Raw genomic sequence first — 21866 nt, 5'->3', positions numbered from 1 at the left:
TTTCAAAATTAAGTGTTATTTTGTTAGTGAGTATGCTGCTAAATCATTTACTTGTGGCTGGTGTCCGCGTAAGAAGGCGGTCAAGCCTGTTCTGGCAATTTCTTTAATGCCAAAAGGTTTAAGCAGTTCAATTAAGGCATCAATTTTTTCAGGTTTGCCTGTAACTTGAACGGTGATGCTTTCTTTACATACATCCACAATAATGGCACGGAAAGGGTCGATGAGCCCGTTAATTTCGCTGCGCAGCTGTGAACCAGATGATACTTTGATCAGGGCAAGTTCCCGGGCGACAATAGCCTTATCGGTAATATCAGAAACTTTTAAAACATCAATTTGCTTATTTAATTGTTTTGTCACCTGTTCAAGACGCTGTTCGTCTTCCACTTCAACCACAAGAGTCATTTTTGAAATGCCTTCGGATTCAGTAGGACCAACAGAAATGCTGGAAATGTTAAATTGACGTCTTTGCAGCAGGCCTGTCACGCGATTTAGAACACCGCTGCGGTCTTGAACAGTTAATGTGATGATGCGTTTCATTCTGGTTTCACCCCAATCATTTCATGAAGCCCTTTGCCAGGAGCAACCATTGGAAAAACTTTTTCCTTCTGAAGGACTCGGGCATCAATCAGAACCGGACCATCATAGGCCATAAGCTCTGGCAGGGAGGCAACAAGGTCTTCCTGATTATCAATTTTTGCACCGCGGATTCCATAGCTTTCAGCCAGTTTGACAAAATCAGGCTGAGTATGAAGCAGGGATTCGGAAATGCGATTATCATATTGAAGCTCCTGCCACTGACGGACCATCCCAAGTGCGCCGTTATTAACAATAATGATTTTAACTGGCAGGTTGCGTTCGTAAATGACCGATAATTCCTGCAGTGTCATTTGGAACCCGGCATCGCCGACAATTGCCACTACTGTACTGTCTGGTTCAGCCATCTGCGCCCCAATCGCAGCAGGGAAGCCGAAGCCCATTGTTCCAAGTCCGCCCGAAGTAATCCAGCGGTGCGGATGATTGAAGTTATAAAACTGTGCAGCCCACATTTGATGCTGACCAACATCTGTGGCTACAATCGCATTACCATTTGTAACCTTATGAACTGCTTCGATTAACCATTGCGGGCTCATGCCGTTTGGATCATGCTGATACCAAAGCGGAAAGTCCTTTTTATTTTGATTAAGAGTTTCCAGCCAATCCTCATGTGAAGGGGAATTCGCTGCTTCTTCAATCAATTGTGTTAAAGCTACTTTGGCATCGGCCACAATTGGAATTTGGGTTGGAACGTTCTTGCCAATTTCCGCAGGGTCGATGTCGATGTGCGCGACTTTCGCAAATGGAGCAAAATGCTTCAAGTTTCCTGTTAATCTATCATCAAAACGAGCACCGAAATTGATGAGCAAATCGGATTCGTATAAAGCCATGTTAGCTGCATAAGTTCCGTGCATACCGCCCATTCCCAAGGAGAGCGGGCTATCTGCTGGAAAGGTTCCAAGTCCAAGCAGGGTGGTTACGACTGGAATCTTATGTTTTTCAGCAAAAGCCGTTAATTCTGCGGAGGCTTTTGCATGGAGAACGCCAGCGCCGGAAAGAATTACAGGCTTTTTAGCTTTTGGAAGGGCCTCAGCAAGCTTACGAATTTGCAATGGATTCGGTTTGATGGTTGGCTGATAGCCTGGCAGGTCCATGGCAGCATTTCCTGGGATTACCGTTAAAATTTCAGAAGAGATATCCTTCGGTACATCAACTAAAACCGGGCCTGGTCTTCCTGTAGAAGCAATATGAAAAGCTTCCTTAACAATTCTCGGCAGGTCGGTTACAGATTGCACTTGATAATTGTGTTTTGTAATGGGCGTGGTAATCGCCATTACATCTGCTTCTTGGAAGGCATCTGTTCCGATGACTGTCCGTGCTACCTGCCCTGTGAAAATCACAAGTGGTAAGGAATCCATCATGGCATCTGTAATTCCAGTAACCAAGTTCGTTGCCCCGGGACCTGAAGTAGCGATGACAACCCCAGGCTTTCCGGTAATTCGGGCATACCCTTCAGCGGCATGAATCATTCCTTGCTCGTGGCGGAAGAGGACGTGCTTAATGGATTTTTGTGCCCGATAAATCGCATCATAAATCGGCAGGACGGCACCTCCAGGATACCCGAATAATGTATCAACACCTTCTTTAATTAAAAGATCGATGAGAAGGTCTGCACCTGTTTTTGGTGCCGTACTGGTTTGGAATTCCAGCTTTGCTTCTGCTTTCACGTCGTAGTTCCCTCCTTATGGGTAATTGAATATTAAAAAAACTAAAACTTCAACTGTGTTTAAACACAGTAAAAAAGGCCTGTTCTCTCCGAATAAACTGCAGTCAAGTACATCAAAAGCAGAATGTTCGGGGAGAAAAGGCCTTTCATTTTCTCGGTACCACCCGGTTTTCACAGTATCCTTACGAATACTGCCTCATGAAGCGACAACTAATCTAAAAGAAACGCTTCTTTTTGTAACAGGTGCTCTAAGTTGACACCCGGTTAGACCTACTGAGTTAAAAACCGTTCAGAATAACACTCAGGGATGATGTCGGTGTAGGTTGTATTACTGGGCTTCCAGCAACCCCAGCTCTCTGAAAATACAAATTCCTACACCTTTATTCCCGTCATCGATTTGACTATTTTTTTGTCAAAGGTTTTGTTTTAGTACCTTAACTTCTTGAGTGAAGGGGAGGGGTACTAATTGGCTCCCAGTGAAATTGTTAAAATTTATATTTTCATTACCCCGCCGGTATTGGCTGAAGTAACGAGTTTTGCATATTTTGCTAGATAGCCAGATTTGATTTTAGGCTCCGGCTTTACCCAATTGCGGCGTCTTTCAGCAAGCTCTTCATCATCGATAAGAAGTTCAATAGAGCGGGCTTCAAGATCAATTAAGATTTTATCGCCATTTTGTACTAAAGCGATTGGACCGCCTTCGGCTGCTTCCGGTGAGATATGGCCGATAGAAATGCCTCGGCTTGCTCCGGAGAAACGTCCATCAGTGATAAGGGCAACTTCTTTACCTAGGCCCCGGCCCATAATTGCGGAGGTAGGAGCTAGCATTTCTGGCATTCCTGGACCGCCTTTAGGACCTTCATAGCGGATAACCACTACATGGCCGGCTTTAACTGTCCCGTTATGAATGCTTTCTAATGCCTCATCTTGGGATTCAAACACAATTGCTTCACCTAAGAATGTTTTAATCGAAGGATCTACAGCGCCAACCTTGATTACTGCGCCATCTGGAGCAATATTTCCATATAGGATGGATAGTCCACCAACTGGGCTATATGGATTATCTTTTGTCCGGATGACTGCTTCATTGGTGATTGTTGCTTCCTTCACATTTTCCTGAAGAGTTTTTCCTGTAATCGTTAGGCAGTTATCATGCAATGCGCCTTCTACTTTATAAAGCTCATTGATGATGGCACTTACGCCGCCGGCACGATGAACATCGTCCATTGAATAATCAGATGCTGGCATAATTTTGGCTAGGTATGGAACTCTTTCAGCGATTTTATTAATGTCGCGAAGATCATATTCAATACCAGCTTCATGGGCGATAGCTAATGTGTGTAACACAGTATTAGTTGATCCGCCCATAGCCATATCAAGTGCAAATGCATTATCAATGGCTTCTCTTGTTATAATGTCACGAGGTTTAATATCTTTTTTTACTAATTCAATTAAATGTCTTGCAGCTTGCCTAATTAGTTCATGACGTTCGTCAGAAGTAGCCACCATCGTACCGTTACCAGGTACGGTCATTCCTAAAACTTCCATTAAACAATTCATGGAGTTCGCTGTGAACATTCCAGAACATGAGCCGCAAGTAGGGCAAGCATTGGTTTCAATTTCAAGTAGCTGCTGCTGGCTGATGGTACCATTGTGGTAAGCACCAACACCTTCAAAAACTGAAGTAAGGGAAAGATTTTTTCCAGTTGTTGGTGAAACACCAGCCTCCATCGGACCGCCTGATACAAAAACTGATGGTACATTGGTTCGGGCTGCTGCCATCAACATTCCTGGCGTGATCTTGTCACAGTTCGGAATGTAAAAGACTCCATCGAACCAATGGGCATTGATGACTGTTTCGGCACTGTCCGCGATAATTTCACGGCTTGGAAGCGAATAACGCATTCCGATATGTCCCATAGCAATTCCGTCATCGACACCGATTGTATTAAATTCGAAAGGAATACCGCCAGCTTCGCGGATGGCTTCCTTGACTATTTCACCGAAATGATTAAGGTGTTTATGACCAGGGATAATATCAATGTACGAGTTACAAACACCGATAAACGGTTTTTCCAGGTCACTCGTTTTGACCCCTGTTGCGTATAGTAAGCTGCGGTGGGGAGCACGATCAATCCCCTTTTTAATCATATCGCTTCTCATTTTACGATCTCCTAACTGACAGGTCATGGTTTGTTTCTTCATATTGACAAGCCATTCCGTTATTAAAAAGAAGAGCCTTTGTCGTTCTCATTTATAAAGAATTGAATAAAGGCGCCAAGAAAAATTTCTTAGTACTTATTGACGATTATCATACAACCAATTAAAGACATGGTCAACATAAAAATCTGACAATTCAAACTAGTTAAACAAACTGGGAGCGTTTACAATCCTTTTATCATGGGGATATAACGAAAATAAAAAAATTTGTGAATTTTTTTATTTGCAGATTTATTGTGGGAATTTAAATTGGGGGGGGAGGAAATAAACGGAAAGAAAGTTAATTTTTCCTTCCATTAATTATAGTAGAAAAAATGTAGCGGCTTGTATATTTATTCAACAGACTGTTATCGTTACTTAAGCTTTGAAAGATATTCATATATTTCCTGCAGATTTTTAAAGCCTTTTGTTTCTGCAGCATTTAGATAATGACTCCAAATCTTGGCTGTCATAAGCGCATCTCCAAGAGCATGATGCCGGTTCTTTATTTCAATGCCGCAGTTCTGGCAGATTTCCTCGAGCGGCCTTGGATTAACGGATGGGTCTTCAAGCCGAAGCAGGAAGGATGTATCGACAATACGGTGGTCAAAACTACAGCGCAGATAATCCCTTGTCATCTTTCTCATAAAATTCAGCTCATGATTGGAGTGATGGGCGACAAGAATATTACTTTTGATAAATTTGAAAAAATCCACAAGTACATCTGCGGGATTAGGGGCATGACGTAATTCCATCTCTTGAATACTGGTTAGTTCAGAAATCTCCTTTGATAGAGGAAGGTCTGACTTTACGAGAGTATAAAAAGTTTCCTCCGCTTTCATTTCTGCTCCTATCATTTTGACCGCTCCAATCGAAATCATCTGATCCCCCTTCTCTGGATAAAAACCTGTTGTCTCTATATCAAATACAACTACCGGCAGCTCATGGAGAGGGATTTGCAGTGTGTTAGTCTGCTTGAGTTCTTTCTGCAGCCACCTGAGGAATGCGTGGTGCTGCGGTGAAGAGCTCCACGGCAGGCCAGCGTAAAGATTGGAATTGATTTTTCCGGAAAGTTGTCTGAAGAATTGAATCATTTCATTCATTGGCATGGGAATCTTCCTTTTCAATTAACTTTCGGACAGAGTGAAAAAGGGCTGAGCCGTTTTTGATCATATCTTTTAATTCTTTCGATTGCTCTCTCGATAAGTGGGCGACCGGCAAATAATGACCAGAATCGTAATTTGTTTGATTACAATAGATTAGCCGAAAGTTTAATAATCTAATAAACTGATCTTTGAAAAAATCTATATCGATATCGGAAAAATGTAGTTCTGAAAGTGTATCTAGTCGTTCAAGTGTTGGTGTTGTGAGCAGATTCTCTTTGATTGCAATGAGACGGACGGCATTTACGTAAGGTAAGATGCCGATTTCTTTGATGTTTAGCAATCCAGCGTATGGCCCGTGTGTTTCAGTCACTAACTTTCCGAATACGTTAATGCCATTTTTGAGATACTTCGTGTTGTTAAGCATTTTTTTAACAAGCTGATCTTTATTTGCGGTCTGATAGATTTGATTTTTTAAAGTATCTACAAATCCCTCATCTCCCAATAATGTTCTCGCGTCTATAAAGATTAATAGATAGCGAACAGACTCCCATGAGAACTCAAAAATCCACTTCATCAATTGATGATGCCATTCATATAAGGATTTGCACCACAACGGATTGCTGGCCATCACCCCGCCATCACAATAAGAATATCCGGCTTGGAATAACCCCTTTGAAATTTCTTTTCCTAGTTCAAGGAAATAAACCTTTGTTTCAACACGATCATCCTGATAAATAATTCCATGATCTTGGTCGCTCCAGATAGACTGTTCAAGCCGGCCGGCTGAACCCATGACAAAAAATGAGAATGGACAGGGCAAAGGTCCGAGCTTTTCAGCAGTTTGACTTAAGGCTAAATGGATGACCTTTTTCATTATTTCATCGTGGAGTTGATTTAATTTAATGTGGTCGTGAGATGCTTGCTTTATTTTGTCATCGCGAAATTTACGGATTTCCATATAGCAGGAGTACGCCATTAACTTCCACCCCTTTTAGAAAGAGGAGGCTGTCCTCGACAGCCTCTTTGTAATAAATAATTTAAGCATTAAGCCGTTGTTCGGATTTCAGTAATTCAGGGTAGCCGTAGCTGCCGTGTTCGCTCATATCAAGACCGATAATTTCTTCCTCTTCAGTTACTCTCAGTCCGTTCATTGCTGTTTTCATTATCTTAAGAAGGATAAAAGAGACAATAAAGGCAAAGGCGCCGCACACCAAAACCCCCATTGCTTGAACACCTAGTTGGTGCAGGCCGCCACCATAAAATAATCCCGGCTGCCCAACCGTTGCTAAATCTTTTGTGGCGAAGAATCCAGTTGACAGGGTACCCCAAACTCCTGCTGTACCATGAACGGATAATGCTGCAATCGGATCATCAATTTTTCTTTTTTCAAAAAAACGAATGCTGTAGAAGACGAGGATTCCTGCAATAAATCCGATCACCACTGCAGCCCAAGTTTCAACAAATGCGCAAGAAGCGGTAATTGCTACAAGGCCTGCTAGTGCCCCGTTAAGCATCATCGGCACATCGGCTTTTCCTAAAACCATCCAAGAGATAATCATCGCCGCGACGGTACCGGCTGCGGCGGCCAAGTTGGTATTGATGGCAACAAAACCGAAAAAGGCTTTGTCAACCGATAACGTGCTGCCGGCGTTGAAGCCGAACCAGCCTACCCATAAAAGCAACACGCTAAGGGCGGTAAATACTTGGTTATGACCGGCAAGATTATTAGCGGAGCCATCCTTATTATATTTGCCGATCCTCGGTTTTAAGATAATCGTAGCTGCCAATGCCGCCATCGCTCCTGTTAAATGAACAACAGTGGAGCCAGCAAAATCTTGTTTACCATGCTCCGCGAGCCAGCCTCCACCCCAGATCCAATGGGCAATCGGCGGATAGACGATAACGGAAAATAGGAGGGCGAAGACGAGATAGGCGCCTAATTTAGCGCGTTCGGCAAATCCCCCAAGGGCGATTGTTAATGAAATGCCTGCAAATGCTAATTGGAATAGGAAGAATACTGAACCTGATAGCGCTAAACCATCAATTTCATATCCTGAGTAAAAGAAGTCGGAGAAACCAATAAGCGAATTTCCTTTACCAAAAATGAGGCCATAGCCAACGGCCCAAAATACAATGGAGCCAATACCAAAGGTAAGAATGGTTTTCCCGGCCACATGACCGGCATTTTTCATTCGAGTTGATCCTGTTTCCAAGAGGATGAAGCCACCGATCATCAAGATGACTAGGACTGCTCCCAGCATCACCCACAGACTGTTCATTAAAAATAAAGTATCCATGATTGTTCCTCCTTTAAAGTATGTTAGTATTTGTAACGTTTGGTGTAGTTGTATTTTTACATTAATTTGTTAGTAGTTCTACAATCTTGTTAGGAATTCTTACATGGTTTTTGCTACTTAGAAGGTCATCGATGTTGAAATTTGAATCAGAGTCAGCCCAGAGACAACAAAAAAGCCCGGCTTCTTTAATGAGAAGCTGGGCCTTTTCGTATCCCAAATTGGGCATTTAGCTGGCCTTGTATCATCTTTCTGCGAATTTCTTCCTGGTTTTGTTTCTTTTGTGCTTTCAACATTTCCTTTCTGATTTCGTGTGTCTGGACACCGTCCTCAATTTTGTTTGCGATTTCCACTAATAGTTCCACGTCTGCGAACGAGTATTTCCGGCTGCCGCCGGCGGTTCTTTCCGGAAAAATGAGTTTCCGCTCTTCATAGTAACGAATCTGTCTTTCGGATAAACCGGTAAGTTCTCTAACGATGCCGATGGTAATGACCTTTTTATCTTTGTAAGATGATTCATTTCCCATGTTTTATTCTCACCACACTCCATTCTAAGGTCCAATACATCTTAATATATTTTTATGTTATATTTTCTCACATGTAATTGGATTTGACATTTATTTTGTTTTGATTTGGGAATAAATTTAACAGGGTATATAGTGAAACATCCTCCACGCTTAAAGGTTTTGAAGTCTTCTTAATAATTCGTGTCCCCTTGAACCCAGGTTTTTCATGAGTTCTTCATATAACTCATCCCGTAATTGATCTAAAAGAAGAATCGTTTTAGCTAATCGAACAGAATTTTTTTGATTCATATGAATCATCCTCTCAAGTTTTATATGGAAAAATTTATCTGAATTTTTGAGTTTTGTCAGGGATTCTGTGAGATTATGTAACATATTTTTTATAACGAGGTTTGAGAACTTGAAAGGAGACCTTACGGGGGAATAAAAATGAACCAGGTGCTGGACCTGGTTCATTTTTATTAAAATTCCCCATCGAATGGAGTAAACGGAAAGTTAAATCTTCTTTCAACAGCACGAAGGCGTTGATTTACACGCTGCAGGCGGCGCGAAAGCTGGTTAACTTCACGAGAAAGCCGCTCGATTTCCTGCTGCTGGCGATTATTTTCTCTTTCGAGTTGGTTTACCCTGGGCTCAAGCTGCTGCGGTTGTCTATTCGGGTCAAACTGAACTTGGGTTCCATGAGGGAGGGTTTGTGGGACATAGGCATTATGGTCCACTTGCGATTGCGGGATATGATAATAACCGTATGGATTCATTGGGCTGATCTCCTTTATTTATGTGCATGTGATATACAATATGTAGGTATTAGTGGAGGAGCAACGGCTAATACCCAGGGGATACCGCTTTGAATATTCTAAAAAAGTGAACTAAGTGAATTAGGGACATGTAAGACTTTAAAAAACTATATAAATAATATTATTTTAGCTTATTAATAAAGTAATAAATTAAAATCTATGAATAGATAAACGTTATTAGGAATAAAAATTTATTATCTCAATATTATAAATATTTTTGAAAAACTACTTTTAAAAATCTACGCAATAGTGTATATTCAAAATATTATTAGAATTAAAAAAATGGTATAAATTAAAAAATATTGGGAGGTCCAAAATGAAGAAATTAAAATTATTCACAACTATTTTAGCTGCTGCATTTGTGTTCATTCTCTCGGCATGCGGAACAAGCAAAACAAGCGGGGGCGATGGGGACAAGGATAAGACGTTAAGAGTCGTGACAGATGCCGCATATGCCCCGTTCGAGTATCAAGATAAAGGGGAAGTGGTCGGATTTGATATCGACTTCATTAACGCAGTCGCAAAGCAGGCAGGCTACAAGGTAAAGGTTGAACATGTTGGCTGGGATCCATTATTCGTAGAAATTAAAGGAAAAACAGCAGATATCGGAATTTCTGCTATTACGATAAACGACAAACGCAAACAAACCTATGATTTCTCAGTGCCTTACTTCTTATCTACTAATAAAATCATGATTCCAAAAGACAGTCCGATTAAAAGCGCAGAGGATTTAAAGGACAAGGTCGTGGCAGTGCAAAATGGCACAACTGGTCAGGAAGCAGTTGAAAAGCTCCTTGGAGCAGAAAGTAAAAATCTTAAAAAGTTTAAGGATAACAATCTGGCAATTATGGAGTTAAAAGGCGGCGGTGCGGACGCAGTTGTTGCTGATAACACTGTCATTGAAGAGTATGTAAAAAATAATCCGAAAGAAAATTTTGTCATCATTGAAGATGAAGCTGCCTTTGATAAAGAGTTTTATGGATTGTTGTTCCCTAAGGGAAGCAAGTTAAAAGCTGATTTTGATAAGGCGGTTAAAGAAGTCATGGAAAACGGAGAATATGCGAAAATCTACAAGAAGTGGTTTAAGGTAGATCCGGACCTTACCGAAGTCAAAGCAAAACAAAAATAATCTTTAAACTAGAATTGCGTAACTCTTACAAACTAGCAGTTACGCAATTTTTGTCTTAACGCATCACAGTTAAGCACAAGGTTTAAATAGGGGGATTCATGAATGGATATTCGTTGGGACATACTTGCTGAATATGCTCCATTTTTTGCAAAAGGAACATTGCTTACCATTGGCCTCTCCATTGTAAGTATTTTAATAGGCTCTGTCCTCGGACTAGCTATCGGTCTTGGGAAAATGGTGCAGAATAAGTGGCTTGCTTTCCCGTTTAAGGCTTATATTACGTTTTTCCGGGGAACGCCATTATTAGTGCAGATTTTACTAGTTCACTTTGGACTAATTCCGCTTTTTATGGGTGAAACAAATGGTATTGCTGCTGCAATTACAGCGCTTTCATTGAACTCAGCTGCTTATGTGGCAGAAATATTCCGCGCTGGTATTCAATCGATCGATAAAGGGCAGATGGAAGCCGCCCGCTCGCTTGGGATGAACCATGTTCAGGCAATGCGTTTCGTCATCCTGCCACAGGCTATTAAAAGGATGATTCCACCACTTGGAAATGAATTTATTGTCTTAATCAAGGATTCGTCGCTGGCAGCCATTATCGCTGTAAAGGAACTGATGTATTGGGGACAAGCGATGCAGGGACAGTATTATCGTGCGTGGGAACCGTATATTACCGCAGCACTCATTTATTTGGTCTTAACTTTTTCACTCAGCTTACTGTTAAATCGACTTGAAAGAAGGTTGGCCACAGAATGATAGAAGTAAAGAATCTGAAAAAAACATTTGGACAGAACGAGGTATTGAAAGGAATTAACGTATCCGTAAAGCCTCAGGAGGTAGTAGTGGTCATCGGCCCGTCAGGATCTGGCAAATCCACCTTTTTGCGCTGTCTTAATTTGCTAGAAACTATAACAGACGGCCATGTTTGGATTGAAGGGACTGACATTACCGATAAGAAAACGGATATCAACGCGATCCGTACTGAAGTGGGCATGGTGTTTCAACAATTTAACCTGTTCCCGCATAAAACGGTTATCGAAAATATCATGCTGGCGCCACTGAAGGTAAGAAAAGTCCCAACGGAAAAAGCACGGGAAAAAGGATTGGAGCTTTTACGCAAAGTCGGATTGGCAGAAAAAGCAGATGCTTATCCGGATTCGCTTTCAGGCGGGCAGAAGCAGCGGGTGGCTATTGCCAGAGCACTAGCGATGGAGCCGAAAATCATGCTGTTTGATGAGCCAACCTCGGCGTTGGACCCGGAAATGGTCGGCGAGGTACTTGAAGTTATGAAACAGCTGGCCAAGGAAGGGATGACCATGGTTGTCGTGACCCACGAAATGGGCTTTGCCCGCGAGGTAGGCGACCGGGTGATTTTTATGGATGGTGGCTTTGTGGTCGAAGAAGGGGTACCGAGGGATATTTTTGAAAATCCTCAAGAAGAACGGACAAAGGCGTTTTTAAGTAAAGTTCTATAGAAAAACGAAGGAGGCGGATTATGCCTCCCTTTTCTTTAGGTATCGCTTGGCGCAAGAAGAAAAATATCGGTTAAAGCTCGAATACGTTTACAATTTGATCAGCTTTTATTCGATTTTGACATAGCTTAAATAATTGTGCTAAAAAGTCATCAACATCCGTTTCGGAAGCCGGGAAGGGAATTTGAACTGAAGTGGAACCGAACATCTGTTTAAAATAAGCTTTTCGTTGATCGTTTTTTCCGTCCCGCTTAAAAGGTTTATAGCTCCAAATAATATGAGGAGTTCCGTCAATATCCTGAACCTGCCGTAATTCTGCCAAGGTAGTAGACTTGTCATAAGCATATATAACTAAGTAATAGATGCCCTTCCGGTGCCAATCAATAAATAAAAGGTAACAGCCTGTTTCAGTACTTGGCCTATTTACTTCTAAGGCAGCTAAAGTAGTCTTCCCGTTCGTCCATTGGTGGAACTTTGGTAATGTACCATTAACGGTTTCTAATTTTTTTATCTCGTATTCAGCGGACCTCAAGTTTTCGATTTTTTTTGATAAAAATAAAGCCTGCTCCCTTTCCATAATAGAGTTCTCCTTTGGAATATTTGTCTTATTATACTTTTTGAGAAGGTAAATAAGGAAGTATGGTCCAATTTTTATTTTTTAAAACAGAATGAAGGTATGCAGTTTGTCTCGAAAATGAAATACAACTGAAATAATTTACATAAAAACATTTGGTAAAATCGGTAAAAAGGGACTTATAATCCACATCAGCTTCGAATAGTATGAGGAATAATTATGCCTCTTTACCATATATACAATAGAGTGTTGGCAATTGGGGGGATAGAAATGACATTAGAAGATCAGTTAAAGGATAAAACCTATTATAAAATGTTCATTAATGAACATGAAGATGAACACCCCATTAAGGTGCTGGGGGAAGCGTTTCAGGAGGAAGCCCGAAAGGATCTCCCGGATTTAACCCGGATAAGGTTTGCCCAAGGGGAAGTATATTTTCACCATAAAGATTTCGAAGCTGCAATTTTCAAATGGGAAAATATTATTAACGAGCTTGAACCGTGGGCCAGAAAAAATACCGCCGATGCCTATTATGAACTGGGTCTGTTGTCGGCGGCGGAAGATATATACACGGTGATTGAAACCGACCATCCTACATTGAATGCTGAGGTCGCGTTAAAGTTATTTGCTCTTTATATTGAGCGCGGCAAAATTGATGCCGCTGTTGCGGTCATCAAAAGAACGGTTGCTGCTTATCCGGATTACCCAAATGTCACGAATGTAGCCCGCGCTTTTTTTGAAGAGCGGGAGGATTGGGATAATGCCATTGAACTAGCGGTAAACGAAGCAAAGCGGACAGAATCGCTTGAGTGGTTTGAAATTCTGAAGGCCTATGTGGAAAAAGGCGTGACGCGGGCACTGTCTCCAAGTTATTTTTCACATGCCCTATTTGTTTTGTACGACTTAAATAAGGAAAAATTTGAGCAGCTTGTTTTATCGTTATGGAACAGTTATAAGAATGAAAATTCCTATCTGCTTTGGATTAAGGAAATCAATCAATTATTGTTGAATCTGGAGTTGGATCGCCAAGATCAATTGCGCGATCTTACACAACTGCATAAAGAAACGTATTTTCACTATATTGGCGGTAGGTACTACATTAAACAAATTGACGATTTTCTTCCGGACTTGCTGACAAATTGGGTTCGGTTAGCTGATGGCGGGAATGTTGTTGCGGCGGCAGCTGCTGTTTTGTCCTGGAACGAACTATTTCCAGCAAGCCTCAGCGTCTCCATTGTGGAGGAGGCTGAACATTTAATCAGCAAGATAGAGTGTGACATGGATGAACTGGAAGAGTGCTTGTCATTGTTTGAATCGATTATTAAATGGGCCGAAGTTAATGATATGGGGAAAAACAACCGTGTGAATTGGATTGTTGACCAGCTTGTTGATTTCGATACGCAGCATCTGTTCGTTACCGGACTCGTAGGCAGCGGAAAGTCTACATTTATAAATACCATCTTTGGTGAGGACGTCCAGGATAGCCCGACTTCATCCATTGTGATGTTTAAAAACGGCGGGGAAGTGGATATTACCGAAATAACTGACGGAGAGGTTAAGCTGCTTTCTGGATTTACGGACTTCCAAGAGCGCATGGATCGTCTTCGGAACGCGCTTGAGTCCATCATTGAATTTAAGCAGCCAACTCCTTTTTTACTGGAAAATAGTTTGTCTATAATTGATACACCAGGGTTAAAAGGGAACCAAAACGACCGTTTTGAGGTATTGAAGTATCTAAACCTCGCTGACTCTGTTTTGTTTGTGTTGGATGCGAATGCTCCGTTTACGGAAAAAGAGCGTGCGGTTGTGGCGCAAATCCAGGGACTTGCCCCTGACCTGCCGATTCATTTTCTGTTGAGTAAGCTGGACACAATTGTAAATGAACAGGATGCCATTCAGGTTTATGAGGAAACGAAGCATGCGATTCATTCTTATTTGCCAGATGCCAAGTTATTAGGCTTTTCTTCGCAATATGACCGTGTACAGCAGTTAAGCGATCTCCAAGTGTTTATCGACTCAATTCGGAATACAAGAAACATAGAAGATAAACGTCTTGCTAAACTGCTTTATTTTATTCGCGCGACGATTGCCGGTCTTTTGCAAAAGCGACTTGACGTTGAAAACCGCTTAATTGAAACGGTTCATTGGAACGAGGAAATGAATACGAAGTTAAGTGGTGCTGTCCATCAATTGAATGATGAAGTTTCGCAGAAAACAAAGACAATCACCAAGCTGTACCGCTCTGTAAAGGAATCGATTGAAGCGGATATTTTTGAAGCTATTCCCAAAATGCTGTCAGAGTGCTCGAACTTGATCGAGGAGGATAGCAATTTCAGTACCATTCATTTGGACCTTAATCATGAGATGAACAACCGCATTCAGGATTATCTGGAGCAGCAGATAATGCCGAATTACTATACAAGGCTTCAGGAATGGATTAAGGGCTGCCGGGAGGAATTTGACCAAGGGCAGGATTTATTAATTGAGCTCGGCGCAGGTTTCAACCAAATGTATGGCGAAGAGAGGCTTACCCTTGACTGTGATTTTAAGGTGCTTGATGATTGGCGCCGCGATATCGACCGAATGACGAGCCGATTCGTGCTTGAGCCTGTCAATATTTTGCTGAAGCGGACACCTTCGCAGTTCTTATTGAAAAGTGCCGGGAAGCTGTTTGGGGCCTTGTCGCAGAACAAAACGATGGTATATAACAAATACAAGTCCTTTGTGGAAAACGAGGATTATACAGAGGTTGCTGCACAGGTCTGCCGCCAGTTTTTTCAGCCGTTCGAGCTATTCGAAAAATCGTTGGAGAGGGATGTCGCTTGGTTTTTCAAGAGTCCGCTGGGTGTCTTAAAATCAGCAGTGGAAGAAACGCGCGGAGAAGCGGCATCAAACCGCGAGATGCTGAACAAGTTGAACGCCAATCCGGAAATGTTCCGCGACCCGTTGACGCTGTTCGAAGTAAGGCTGCGCCAGTTCGAGTGGATGACAGTGGCTGGGAAAGGAATGCAGACGATATATTAATAGTTTTGTTGGGAGATGTCCAGTGGTGGGCATCTCTTTTTTTATTGCGTGCCCAGCAAGCCGTTAATTGCTAATTGGTGAAAGTCCAATCTGAGTAAGTACCAAGACGCTCAGTAGCTGACAGGCAACTGGTGAAGAAACTCTAAGGTTGAAGCCCTGTGACAAAGTAACTCTCTAGCAGAGTGCGAGCAAACTAACAGGTTGTAACATTAAGTGAATCCTGCCGTCTCGTCAAAGGAACCCACCGTCGGTGGCTAAAGAGAAGTCGAGCCTTGAGTATATGGGCGAAGACCATGGAAGGTGTGAAGAACTTGGGAAAGCAGCACCAAGGAATCTCTCGGGGTAAGGGGAGCGACATGTTAGGAAAGTAATTAACGGAACTGGGGATACCCTCCTCGTCACTTTCATACGAAAGTAAAGCAGAAACCTATAAGTGTAAACGAAGTGGTGAATGGATGAGAGGGAGTCGGAGGGGGTCATAGTACCAATGATGACAATGACAACATAACATTGTCTAGGGAAGGACGGCAAAAGCCAATACCCTACTTCGTTCATATGTTGGAAGGAGGTAAGAGTCAGTGAATGCCAAGAAAATGGCTAACTACACCAATAAAGTAAAAGCTCAAGAACTCTGGAAGACGTTATATCTTTGTGCCAAGGAAAACACTAGCCGTAGATTTCATGCTTTATATGACAAAATTTATCGTCCTGATATCCTATGGGAAGCCTGGCAACGTGTGAAACGAAAGAAAGGCAGTGGGGGCGTAGATGGACAATCGATTGTAAATATCGTCGAGGAATACGGAGAGAAGAAGTTCTTGAACGAACTCTACCTAGAGTTGAAAGAGAACAGATATCATCCCAATCCAGTCCTAAGAACCTACATACCAAAGGATGACGGGAAGAAACGTCCATTAGGAATCCCAACCATTAAAGATAGAGTTGCACAAATGGCTACTAAGATGGTTATTGAACCTATTTTTGAGGCTGACTTTCATGATTGCTCATTTGGTTTTCGTCCTAAACGTAATGCTCATCAAGCCATGGCAAAGATACGAAAAGCGAGTAAGAAATGTTTTTGGGTAGTAGACGTCGATATCCAAGGATATTTTGATAACATCAACCAAGATAAATTGATGAAATTGGTCGAACAACGTATCAGTGACCGCAGAGTTCTAAAGCTAATTCGTAAGTGGCTGAAGGCGGGCATCATGGAAGAAGGTAAGATTAGAAATCCGATTTCTGGAACACCGCAAGGTGGTGTTATCTCCCCGCTGTTAGCGAATATCTATTTAAACACAATGGATAAAATTTGGGAGAAGCGATTTAATCATTTAGGTGAACTGGTCAGGTATGCGGATGACTTCGTCATCATGTGCAACACTAAACAACATGCACTTAAAAGCATTAAAGTTATTCAAGCAATAATGGGAAAACTGGACCTTTCAATTAATCGAGATAAATCAAGATTGGTTCATCTTTGGGATGATATAGAGGGTTTTGACTTCTTAGGATTTCATAATAGGAAGTTTCCAATCCGTCGGAAAGGCGGTTACACATTATTTGTGATGTCACACATCCCGAAAAAGAACGCAATGAAGAAAATGCGTGCAAAAATTAAGGCATACACTGAGCCAAGGGCAAAATTGTACATGGATATTCATGACTTGGTGATCGGATTAAACAAGAAACTACAAGGTTTCAAAAATTACTATCTCATATCACTTAATGCAAAGAAATGGCTTAATCGGATTGATTGGTATGTGTTAGAACGCCTAACATTATTCTATAACAAGAAAAGAAATAGTCGTATGAAACATGGGAATTTAATAGACGTACGAAAAGAAATTGGTCATTTATTAGTGAAATTGGCTAGTTAGTCTCCGTAAAGCCAAAGAAAGAAGAACGTCGGAAAGCCGTATGAGGGAAAACTTCACGTACGGTTTGATGAGGAGGAACTGAAAGTAAAAGAGATAGCCGAAAGGCTATCCCTCTGAAATCAGTTTCTTACTCTACTGCGGGGGGATGAAGGACAAAATCAGGTGCCAGCAGTTGTGGCATGTCCTTGATAAGCTTGATGAAGGACAAAAACAGGTGCCGGCAGAAGTGAAATGTCCTTAATAAGCGGGATAAAGGACAAAATCGAGTGCCGGCAGTAGCAAAATGTCCTTGATAAGCGGGATGAAGGACAAAATGGGGTGCCGTGAGTAGCGAAATGTCCTTGATAAGCCGGATGAAGGACAAAAACAGGTGTCGTCCGTAGTAAAATGTCCTTGATAAGCTGGATGAAGGACAAAAACAGGTGTCGCCCGCATCGAAATGTCCTTGATAAGCGGGATGAAGGACAAAATGGGGTGCCGTCCGTAGCAAAATGTCCTTGATAAGTGGGATGAAGGACAAAATCAGGTGCCGGCAGAAGCGAAATGTCCTAGATAAGCTGGATGGAGGACAAAATCGGTGCTGTCCGTAGCAAAATGTCCTTGATAAGCCGGATGAAGGGCAAAAATGAATGACCACCGTAGCGAAATGTTCTTCAAATATCTTATTGCTTGATATATGAAAATTGTCGCACAAATATCCGTTGCCTAATTACGTCATCGATGGTAGCCTATTGTTAATATCTGTAAAAGGAGGCGAAAAAACTCGTGATTAAAATAACGGGAACACAGACGGAGGCAAAGGTATTCTCCAATTACCCGCAGGAATCAGCGCTTGAGCAAATCAAGGAGCTGTGTAATCAAGCTTTTTTAAAAGATACCAAAATTAGTATCATGCCAGACTATCATGCTGGGAAAGGCTGCGTGATAGGCACGACCATTCAGTTGAAGGATAAAGTGGTCCCGAACCTGGTAGGCGTTGATGTCGGCTGCGGCGTTCTAACCGTCAAACTTCAAGAAAAAAAGGTCGATTTTAATAAACTGGATAAAGTGATCCGGACGTACGTCCCTAGTGGACAGGAGATTCATACGGATGAGACCGTCGGTTTCGTTAACACGAGTTTTCCGTCCACGGAAGAATTTAAAGCAGCCCACATTCTGAGTCAGAATAAAAGCTTATATAGTCTTGGAACGCTTGGTGGCGGCAATCATTTCATTGAGGTTTCGACTGACTCTGACGGATTTCACTATTTAACTATCCATACCGGCAGCCGCTATGTGGGGGCAAAGATTGCACAATATTATCAAAAGCTGGCCATTTCTAAGCTCCGCAAGCATGATTTAAGCGAAATCATTGAAAAACTAAAGGCTGAGGGGCGCCAAAGGGAAATTCAAGCTATGATTCAAAACTACAAAGAAAAAAATCCCATCATTCCGGATGATTTAGCCTATTTGGAGTACGAGGATTTTAATGACTATATTCACGACATGAAACTGGCCCAGGCATTCGCAAAAGCCAACCGTGAAGAAATCGCCAGAGCGATTACTGAAAATATGGGGTTCGAAGAAGCGGACCGTTTCGATACAATACACAACTATATCGATACCGATAACCTCATTTTGCGAAAGGGCGCAGTATCTGCGCAAAAAGGAGAGCGGCTGATTATTCCTATCAATATGAGGGACGGGTCAATTTTAGCAGTCGGTAAGGGTAACGACGAGTGGAATTACTCGGCACCGCACGGAGCGGGCCGTGTCTTGAGCCGAACCCAGGCCATGAAGACCTTAAGGATGGATGATTTCCACAACACCATGAAGGGCATATGGACGACATCGGTGTCTGAAGAAACCCTCGATGAAGCGCCAATGGCCTACAAATCAATCAATGAAATTCTTGAAAAAGTGGAAGAAACCGTAGAGATTGTAAGCTTTATTAAACCGGTATATAACTTTAAGGCGAGTGAAAAATACACTCCAGGAAGATATAAAAAATCATAGTAGAGTGTCCAAATGTGGTCTCTTTTTTTTAATAGAAACGAAAGAGACTATCTCGTAATGGTTGAGATAGTCTCCGTTCTTTTCAAGTTAATACCCTTTTGCAAAATCAACAAGATTAATAGAAGGGGCTTCTCCAGAAAGGTAGCTTTTTAAATTCGGTATCAAGATATTTTCGACGACACGATCATTATAATGCTCAGTGGAGCCGGAGGTGTGCGGAGTGATAATGACATTTTCCATTTCCCAAAGCTGACTGTCCTGGCTTAATGGCTCTTTTTCGAAAACATCAAGACCTGCTCCGGCAATCTCACCTTCCTGCAAGGCTTTGACGATTTCCTCTTCAACCACAATTTCACCGCGGCCGATATTGATAAAGAAGGCCGTCGATTTCATGAGTTTAAACTGATCGGCGCCAAACATACGTCGTGTTTCTTTCGTCAAAGGCAAGGTGACTACAACATAATCGCACTGTGGTAAAAGAGCGTCCAATTGATCGGTAGTGTACATCTCATCGACAAACTCAGCCGGCTGGCCCGAATGCCGTACACCGAGAACCTTCATTCCAAAGGCTTTGGCAATTTTGGCGGTTTCTTTTCCGATTGTTCCGACCCCAATAATGCCAATCGTTTTTCCATGGATTTCGAGCTTCATATTGGCATGATGCCAGGTTTTGGCTTGCTGGTTTCTTACATATGTATGGATTTTTCGGGTTAGACCAAGCATTAAGGCGAAAATTGTTTCAGAAATGGGATAGGCATGCACTCCGCTTGCACCTGTTAAAAGAATATTATGGGCTTCCAGCTTTTCAAGCGGCAAGGTATTGACACCGGCACTCCAGCTTTGCAGCCACTTCAGTTTTGAATCTGGAGCAAGGCAATATTCTTCAAGACCTTTTTTCCAACCGGCAATGATTTCAGCATCCTTGGCATGAGCTTGCCAGATTTCTTTCTCCTTGCTGGCTATCAATTCCCAATCAGGGACCACCTCTTTTATTTGGCTAAGCTGATGTTCTTCAAGATTATGAGTAATTACTATTTTTCCCGTCATGGGTTGTACCTCCGTTCATAGAATATGTATCTAATATAATGATATATGAATATTGAAAAAATAGTAATTGATTTTAACAAAAACAAAAGCCAGAAACGTAAATTTAATTTACGAATCTGGCCTTTGCTAATTAATTATTTTCTCTTTTTCTGTTTTGAAGCTTCATTGCAAATAGCCCTGCAAAAATGAAGGCTAAACCAATGGCAAGATAGTTGTACATTGGCGATGCAGTATTTGGTAATGTATGTCCAGTCGCAGTCCTCGTTACAGTAGCTGCTGCAGGCTGGGTTGTAGTAGTAGGTGTTGTTGTAGTCGTTGTCGGCTGAGTTGGTGCAGGGTTATTATTGCTGTTGCCAGGGTTATTGGCAGGCGGAGTATCCTTTTGAATATTGCTGACAGTAATACTCTTAACAGCCTTTGCACCTTTTGCATCTCTGACGTAAACCGTATATGTTCCATTTTCCGTTACCTGGAATTGATTCTGAGCGATATCGGTTCCAGTTCCAACTGTTGCAAAATCCTCTATGGTTTTTTCGCCTTTAAGCCATTGGATGACCAGGACCTTACTTGGTTTAATTAAGACATCGATTGTCACCGGATCTTTTGCAGGTTCAGTCGTCGATGCAGTTAGTCCAATTGTTACTTCCCCTTGTGGGAGAGCAGATAATAATGTTGTAGCTAACCCGGCTAAAACTTGCTGGCCTGCTTCATTTGGATGGATATCTCCTCCTGGGAAAATATAATCTGATTGTTTACCATTAAAGGCTGTATATGAGTCAGCCAAGAAGGATTTGGAAACTGTAGCAACTTGCTTAATTGCCCAGTTAGCAATAGGGAGAAATTGTTCGCCTAAAGGATATAAAGGAGCATTAACATCCCAGAACGGATTGTAAATGTTGTATAGGATAATAGGGGCATCTGTGTTTACGCTCCTAATACCGCCAATAATTAATCCTAGGTTTTGGGATAATTGTTCTGTAACCTGTTTGATTGCTTCAGGAAGTAATGTCGGGTCAACAGGCACCCCAGCACGAAGTTTCTTAATTAAATCATTTTGTAAATAATCATTACTCCCAATATCTAACGTAATAACATCAGCATTTTTAATTGCCAGAATATTTTCGGGTTTGCTAATTTCAGTTAATAGCCTAGCAGAGGTCCAGCCGCCGCCGCTGATGTTCTTCCCAACAACATAATTACCGTTTCCAATTAAGTATGGAAAAGCTTTTGAGGATGGTGTTGTATTCCCGTTCGTATCATCAAGGTTCCATCCATATGTAATAGAATCCCCCAACGCTACTAAATTAGGTTTTACGTTACTTTCGGCAAATGCAAAAGATGAAAAGAACGTACTAAATGCTAGAATAATAGCAAAAAGCACTGAAAAACGTTTAAAATGCAAAAAAATCCCCTCCCAATATATTATTTGACAAATACAATTATGTTTTTAATTGCCAGAGTATTCAATAAATATATTTCTACAAATTACGCCAAAAGACCTAAGTCTTTTATAGTGGCAGCAGGAGATGAATTAATCGTTTTATTAAAAATAAACAGTTTAA

18 protein-coding genes are annotated in these 21866 nt (G+C 41.7%); 6 read left to right on the top strand and 12 right to left on the bottom strand.

Annotated elements, in window-relative coordinates; all coding sequences use genetic code 11:
* Positions 1-15: 15 nt before the first annotated feature.
* The 9 genes from ilvN to KHA99_RS14645 all read right to left on the bottom strand — a co-directional run bounded on the left by ilvN (position 16) and on the right by KHA99_RS14645 (position 9141).
* A complete protein-coding gene (gene ilvN / locus KHA99_RS14680) occupies positions 16-537 on the bottom strand; it encodes an acetolactate synthase small subunit (protein ID WP_213118226.1) in 522 nt (173 codons plus the stop codon).
* On the bottom strand, positions 534-2261 hold the full coding sequence (gene ilvB / locus KHA99_RS14675; protein WP_213118225.1) for a biosynthetic-type acetolactate synthase large subunit: 1728 nt from the start codon (positions 2259-2261) through the stop codon (positions 534-536). The genes ilvN and ilvB overlap by 4 nt, the downstream gene beginning before the upstream one ends.
* 491 nt (positions 2262-2752) lie before the next feature.
* Positions 2753-4423 carry a dihydroxy-acid dehydratase gene (gene ilvD, locus KHA99_RS14670; RefSeq protein ID WP_213118224.1) on the bottom strand — a complete coding sequence of 557 codons (1671 nt, stop codon included), beginning with the start codon at positions 4421-4423 and terminating at the stop codon, positions 2753-2755.
* A 410-nt stretch (positions 4424-4833) separates the two neighbouring features.
* The gene (locus KHA99_RS14665; RefSeq protein WP_213118223.1) at positions 4834-5568 is read right to left on the bottom strand and encodes an exonuclease domain-containing protein; all 735 of its coding nucleotides are present in this window, start codon (positions 5566-5568) and stop codon (positions 4834-4836) included.
* Positions 5555-6541: a DUF294 nucleotidyltransferase-like domain-containing protein gene (locus KHA99_RS14660; RefSeq protein ID WP_213118222.1), complete on the bottom strand. Its 987-nt coding sequence runs from the start codon at positions 6539-6541 to the stop codon at positions 5555-5557. Before KHA99_RS14660 ends, KHA99_RS14665 begins: the two co-directional genes overlap by 14 nt.
* A gap of 61 nt (positions 6542-6602) precedes the next feature.
* A complete protein-coding gene (locus KHA99_RS14655) occupies positions 6603-7862 on the bottom strand; it encodes an ammonium transporter (RefSeq protein ID WP_213118221.1) in 1260 nt (419 codons plus the stop codon).
* 185 nt (positions 7863-8047) lie between these two features.
* The gene (locus tag KHA99_RS14650; protein ID WP_213118220.1) at positions 8048-8386 is read right to left on the bottom strand and encodes a MerR family transcriptional regulator; all 339 of its coding nucleotides are present in this window, start codon (positions 8384-8386) and stop codon (positions 8048-8050) included.
* Between the two features lie 150 nt (positions 8387-8536).
* The gene (gene ykzB, locus KHA99_RS31705; protein WP_284037289.1) at positions 8537-8674 is read right to left on the bottom strand and encodes a protein YkzB; all 138 of its coding nucleotides are present in this window, start codon (positions 8672-8674) and stop codon (positions 8537-8539) included.
* 170 nt (positions 8675-8844) lie between these two features.
* Entirely contained in the window at positions 8845-9141 is a 297-nt protein-coding gene (locus KHA99_RS14645; RefSeq protein ID WP_213118219.1) for a hypothetical protein, read from the bottom strand.
* A gap of 355 nt (positions 9142-9496) precedes the next feature.
* On the opposite strand from KHA99_RS14645, the gene KHA99_RS14640 reads away from it, so the two are divergent.
* The 3 genes from KHA99_RS14640 (at position 9497) to KHA99_RS14630 (ending at position 11787) form a co-directional block, all read left to right on the top strand.
* A complete protein-coding gene (locus KHA99_RS14640) occupies positions 9497-10309 on the top strand; it encodes a basic amino acid ABC transporter substrate-binding protein (protein WP_213118218.1) in 813 nt (270 codons plus the stop codon).
* 102 nt (positions 10310-10411) lie between these two features.
* Entirely contained in the window at positions 10412-11068 is a 657-nt protein-coding gene (locus tag KHA99_RS14635) for an amino acid ABC transporter permease (RefSeq protein WP_213118217.1), read from the top strand.
* On the top strand, positions 11065-11787 hold the full coding sequence (locus KHA99_RS14630) for an amino acid ABC transporter ATP-binding protein (protein ID WP_213118216.1): 723 nt from the start codon (positions 11065-11067) through the stop codon (positions 11785-11787). The genes KHA99_RS14635 and KHA99_RS14630 overlap by 4 nt, the downstream gene beginning before the upstream one ends.
* A gap of 70 nt (positions 11788-11857) precedes the next feature.
* Here KHA99_RS14630 and KHA99_RS14625 read toward each other — a convergent pair whose 3' ends face one another.
* The gene (locus KHA99_RS14625) at positions 11858-12361 is read right to left on the bottom strand and encodes a hypothetical protein (protein WP_213118215.1); all 504 of its coding nucleotides are present in this window, start codon (positions 12359-12361) and stop codon (positions 11858-11860) included.
* Positions 12362-12628: 267 nt separating this feature from the next.
* Here KHA99_RS14625 and KHA99_RS14620 point away from each other — a divergent pair, with 267 nt between their 5' ends.
* The 3 genes from KHA99_RS14620 (at position 12629) to KHA99_RS14610 (ending at position 19257) form a co-directional block, all read left to right on the top strand.
* The gene (locus KHA99_RS14620) at positions 12629-15382 is read left to right on the top strand and encodes a dynamin family protein (protein WP_213118214.1); all 2754 of its coding nucleotides are present in this window, start codon (positions 12629-12631) and stop codon (positions 15380-15382) included.
* Positions 15383-15960: 578 nt separating this feature from the next.
* A complete protein-coding gene (ltrA, locus tag KHA99_RS14615) occupies positions 15961-17262 on the top strand; it encodes a group II intron reverse transcriptase/maturase (protein WP_213116059.1) in 1302 nt (433 codons plus the stop codon).
* Between the two features lie 765 nt (positions 17263-18027).
* On the top strand, positions 18028-19257 hold the full coding sequence (locus KHA99_RS14610; RefSeq protein ID WP_213118213.1) for an RtcB family protein: 1230 nt from the start codon (positions 18028-18030) through the stop codon (positions 19255-19257).
* 87 nt (positions 19258-19344) lie between these two features.
* On the opposite strand, the gene KHA99_RS14605 is transcribed toward KHA99_RS14610, so the two are convergent.
* Positions 19345-20304 carry a D-2-hydroxyacid dehydrogenase gene (locus KHA99_RS14605; protein ID WP_213118212.1) on the bottom strand — a complete coding sequence of 320 codons (960 nt, stop codon included), beginning with the start codon at positions 20302-20304 and terminating at the stop codon, positions 19345-19347.
* Positions 20305-20434: 130 nt separating this feature from the next.
* A complete protein-coding gene (locus KHA99_RS14600; protein WP_213118211.1) occupies positions 20435-21706 on the bottom strand; it encodes a GDSL-type esterase/lipase family protein in 1272 nt (423 codons plus the stop codon).
* Positions 21707-21866: the final 160 nt, after the last annotated feature.

It is taken from the genome of Neobacillus rhizophilus (genome assembly GCF_018343535.1).
Lineage (GTDB): Bacteria > Bacillota > Bacilli > Bacillales > Cytobacillaceae > Neobacillus > Neobacillus rhizophilus.
The sequence above is the reverse complement of the archived record's forward strand: the minus strand, read 5'-3'. Positions and strand labels throughout refer to the sequence as shown.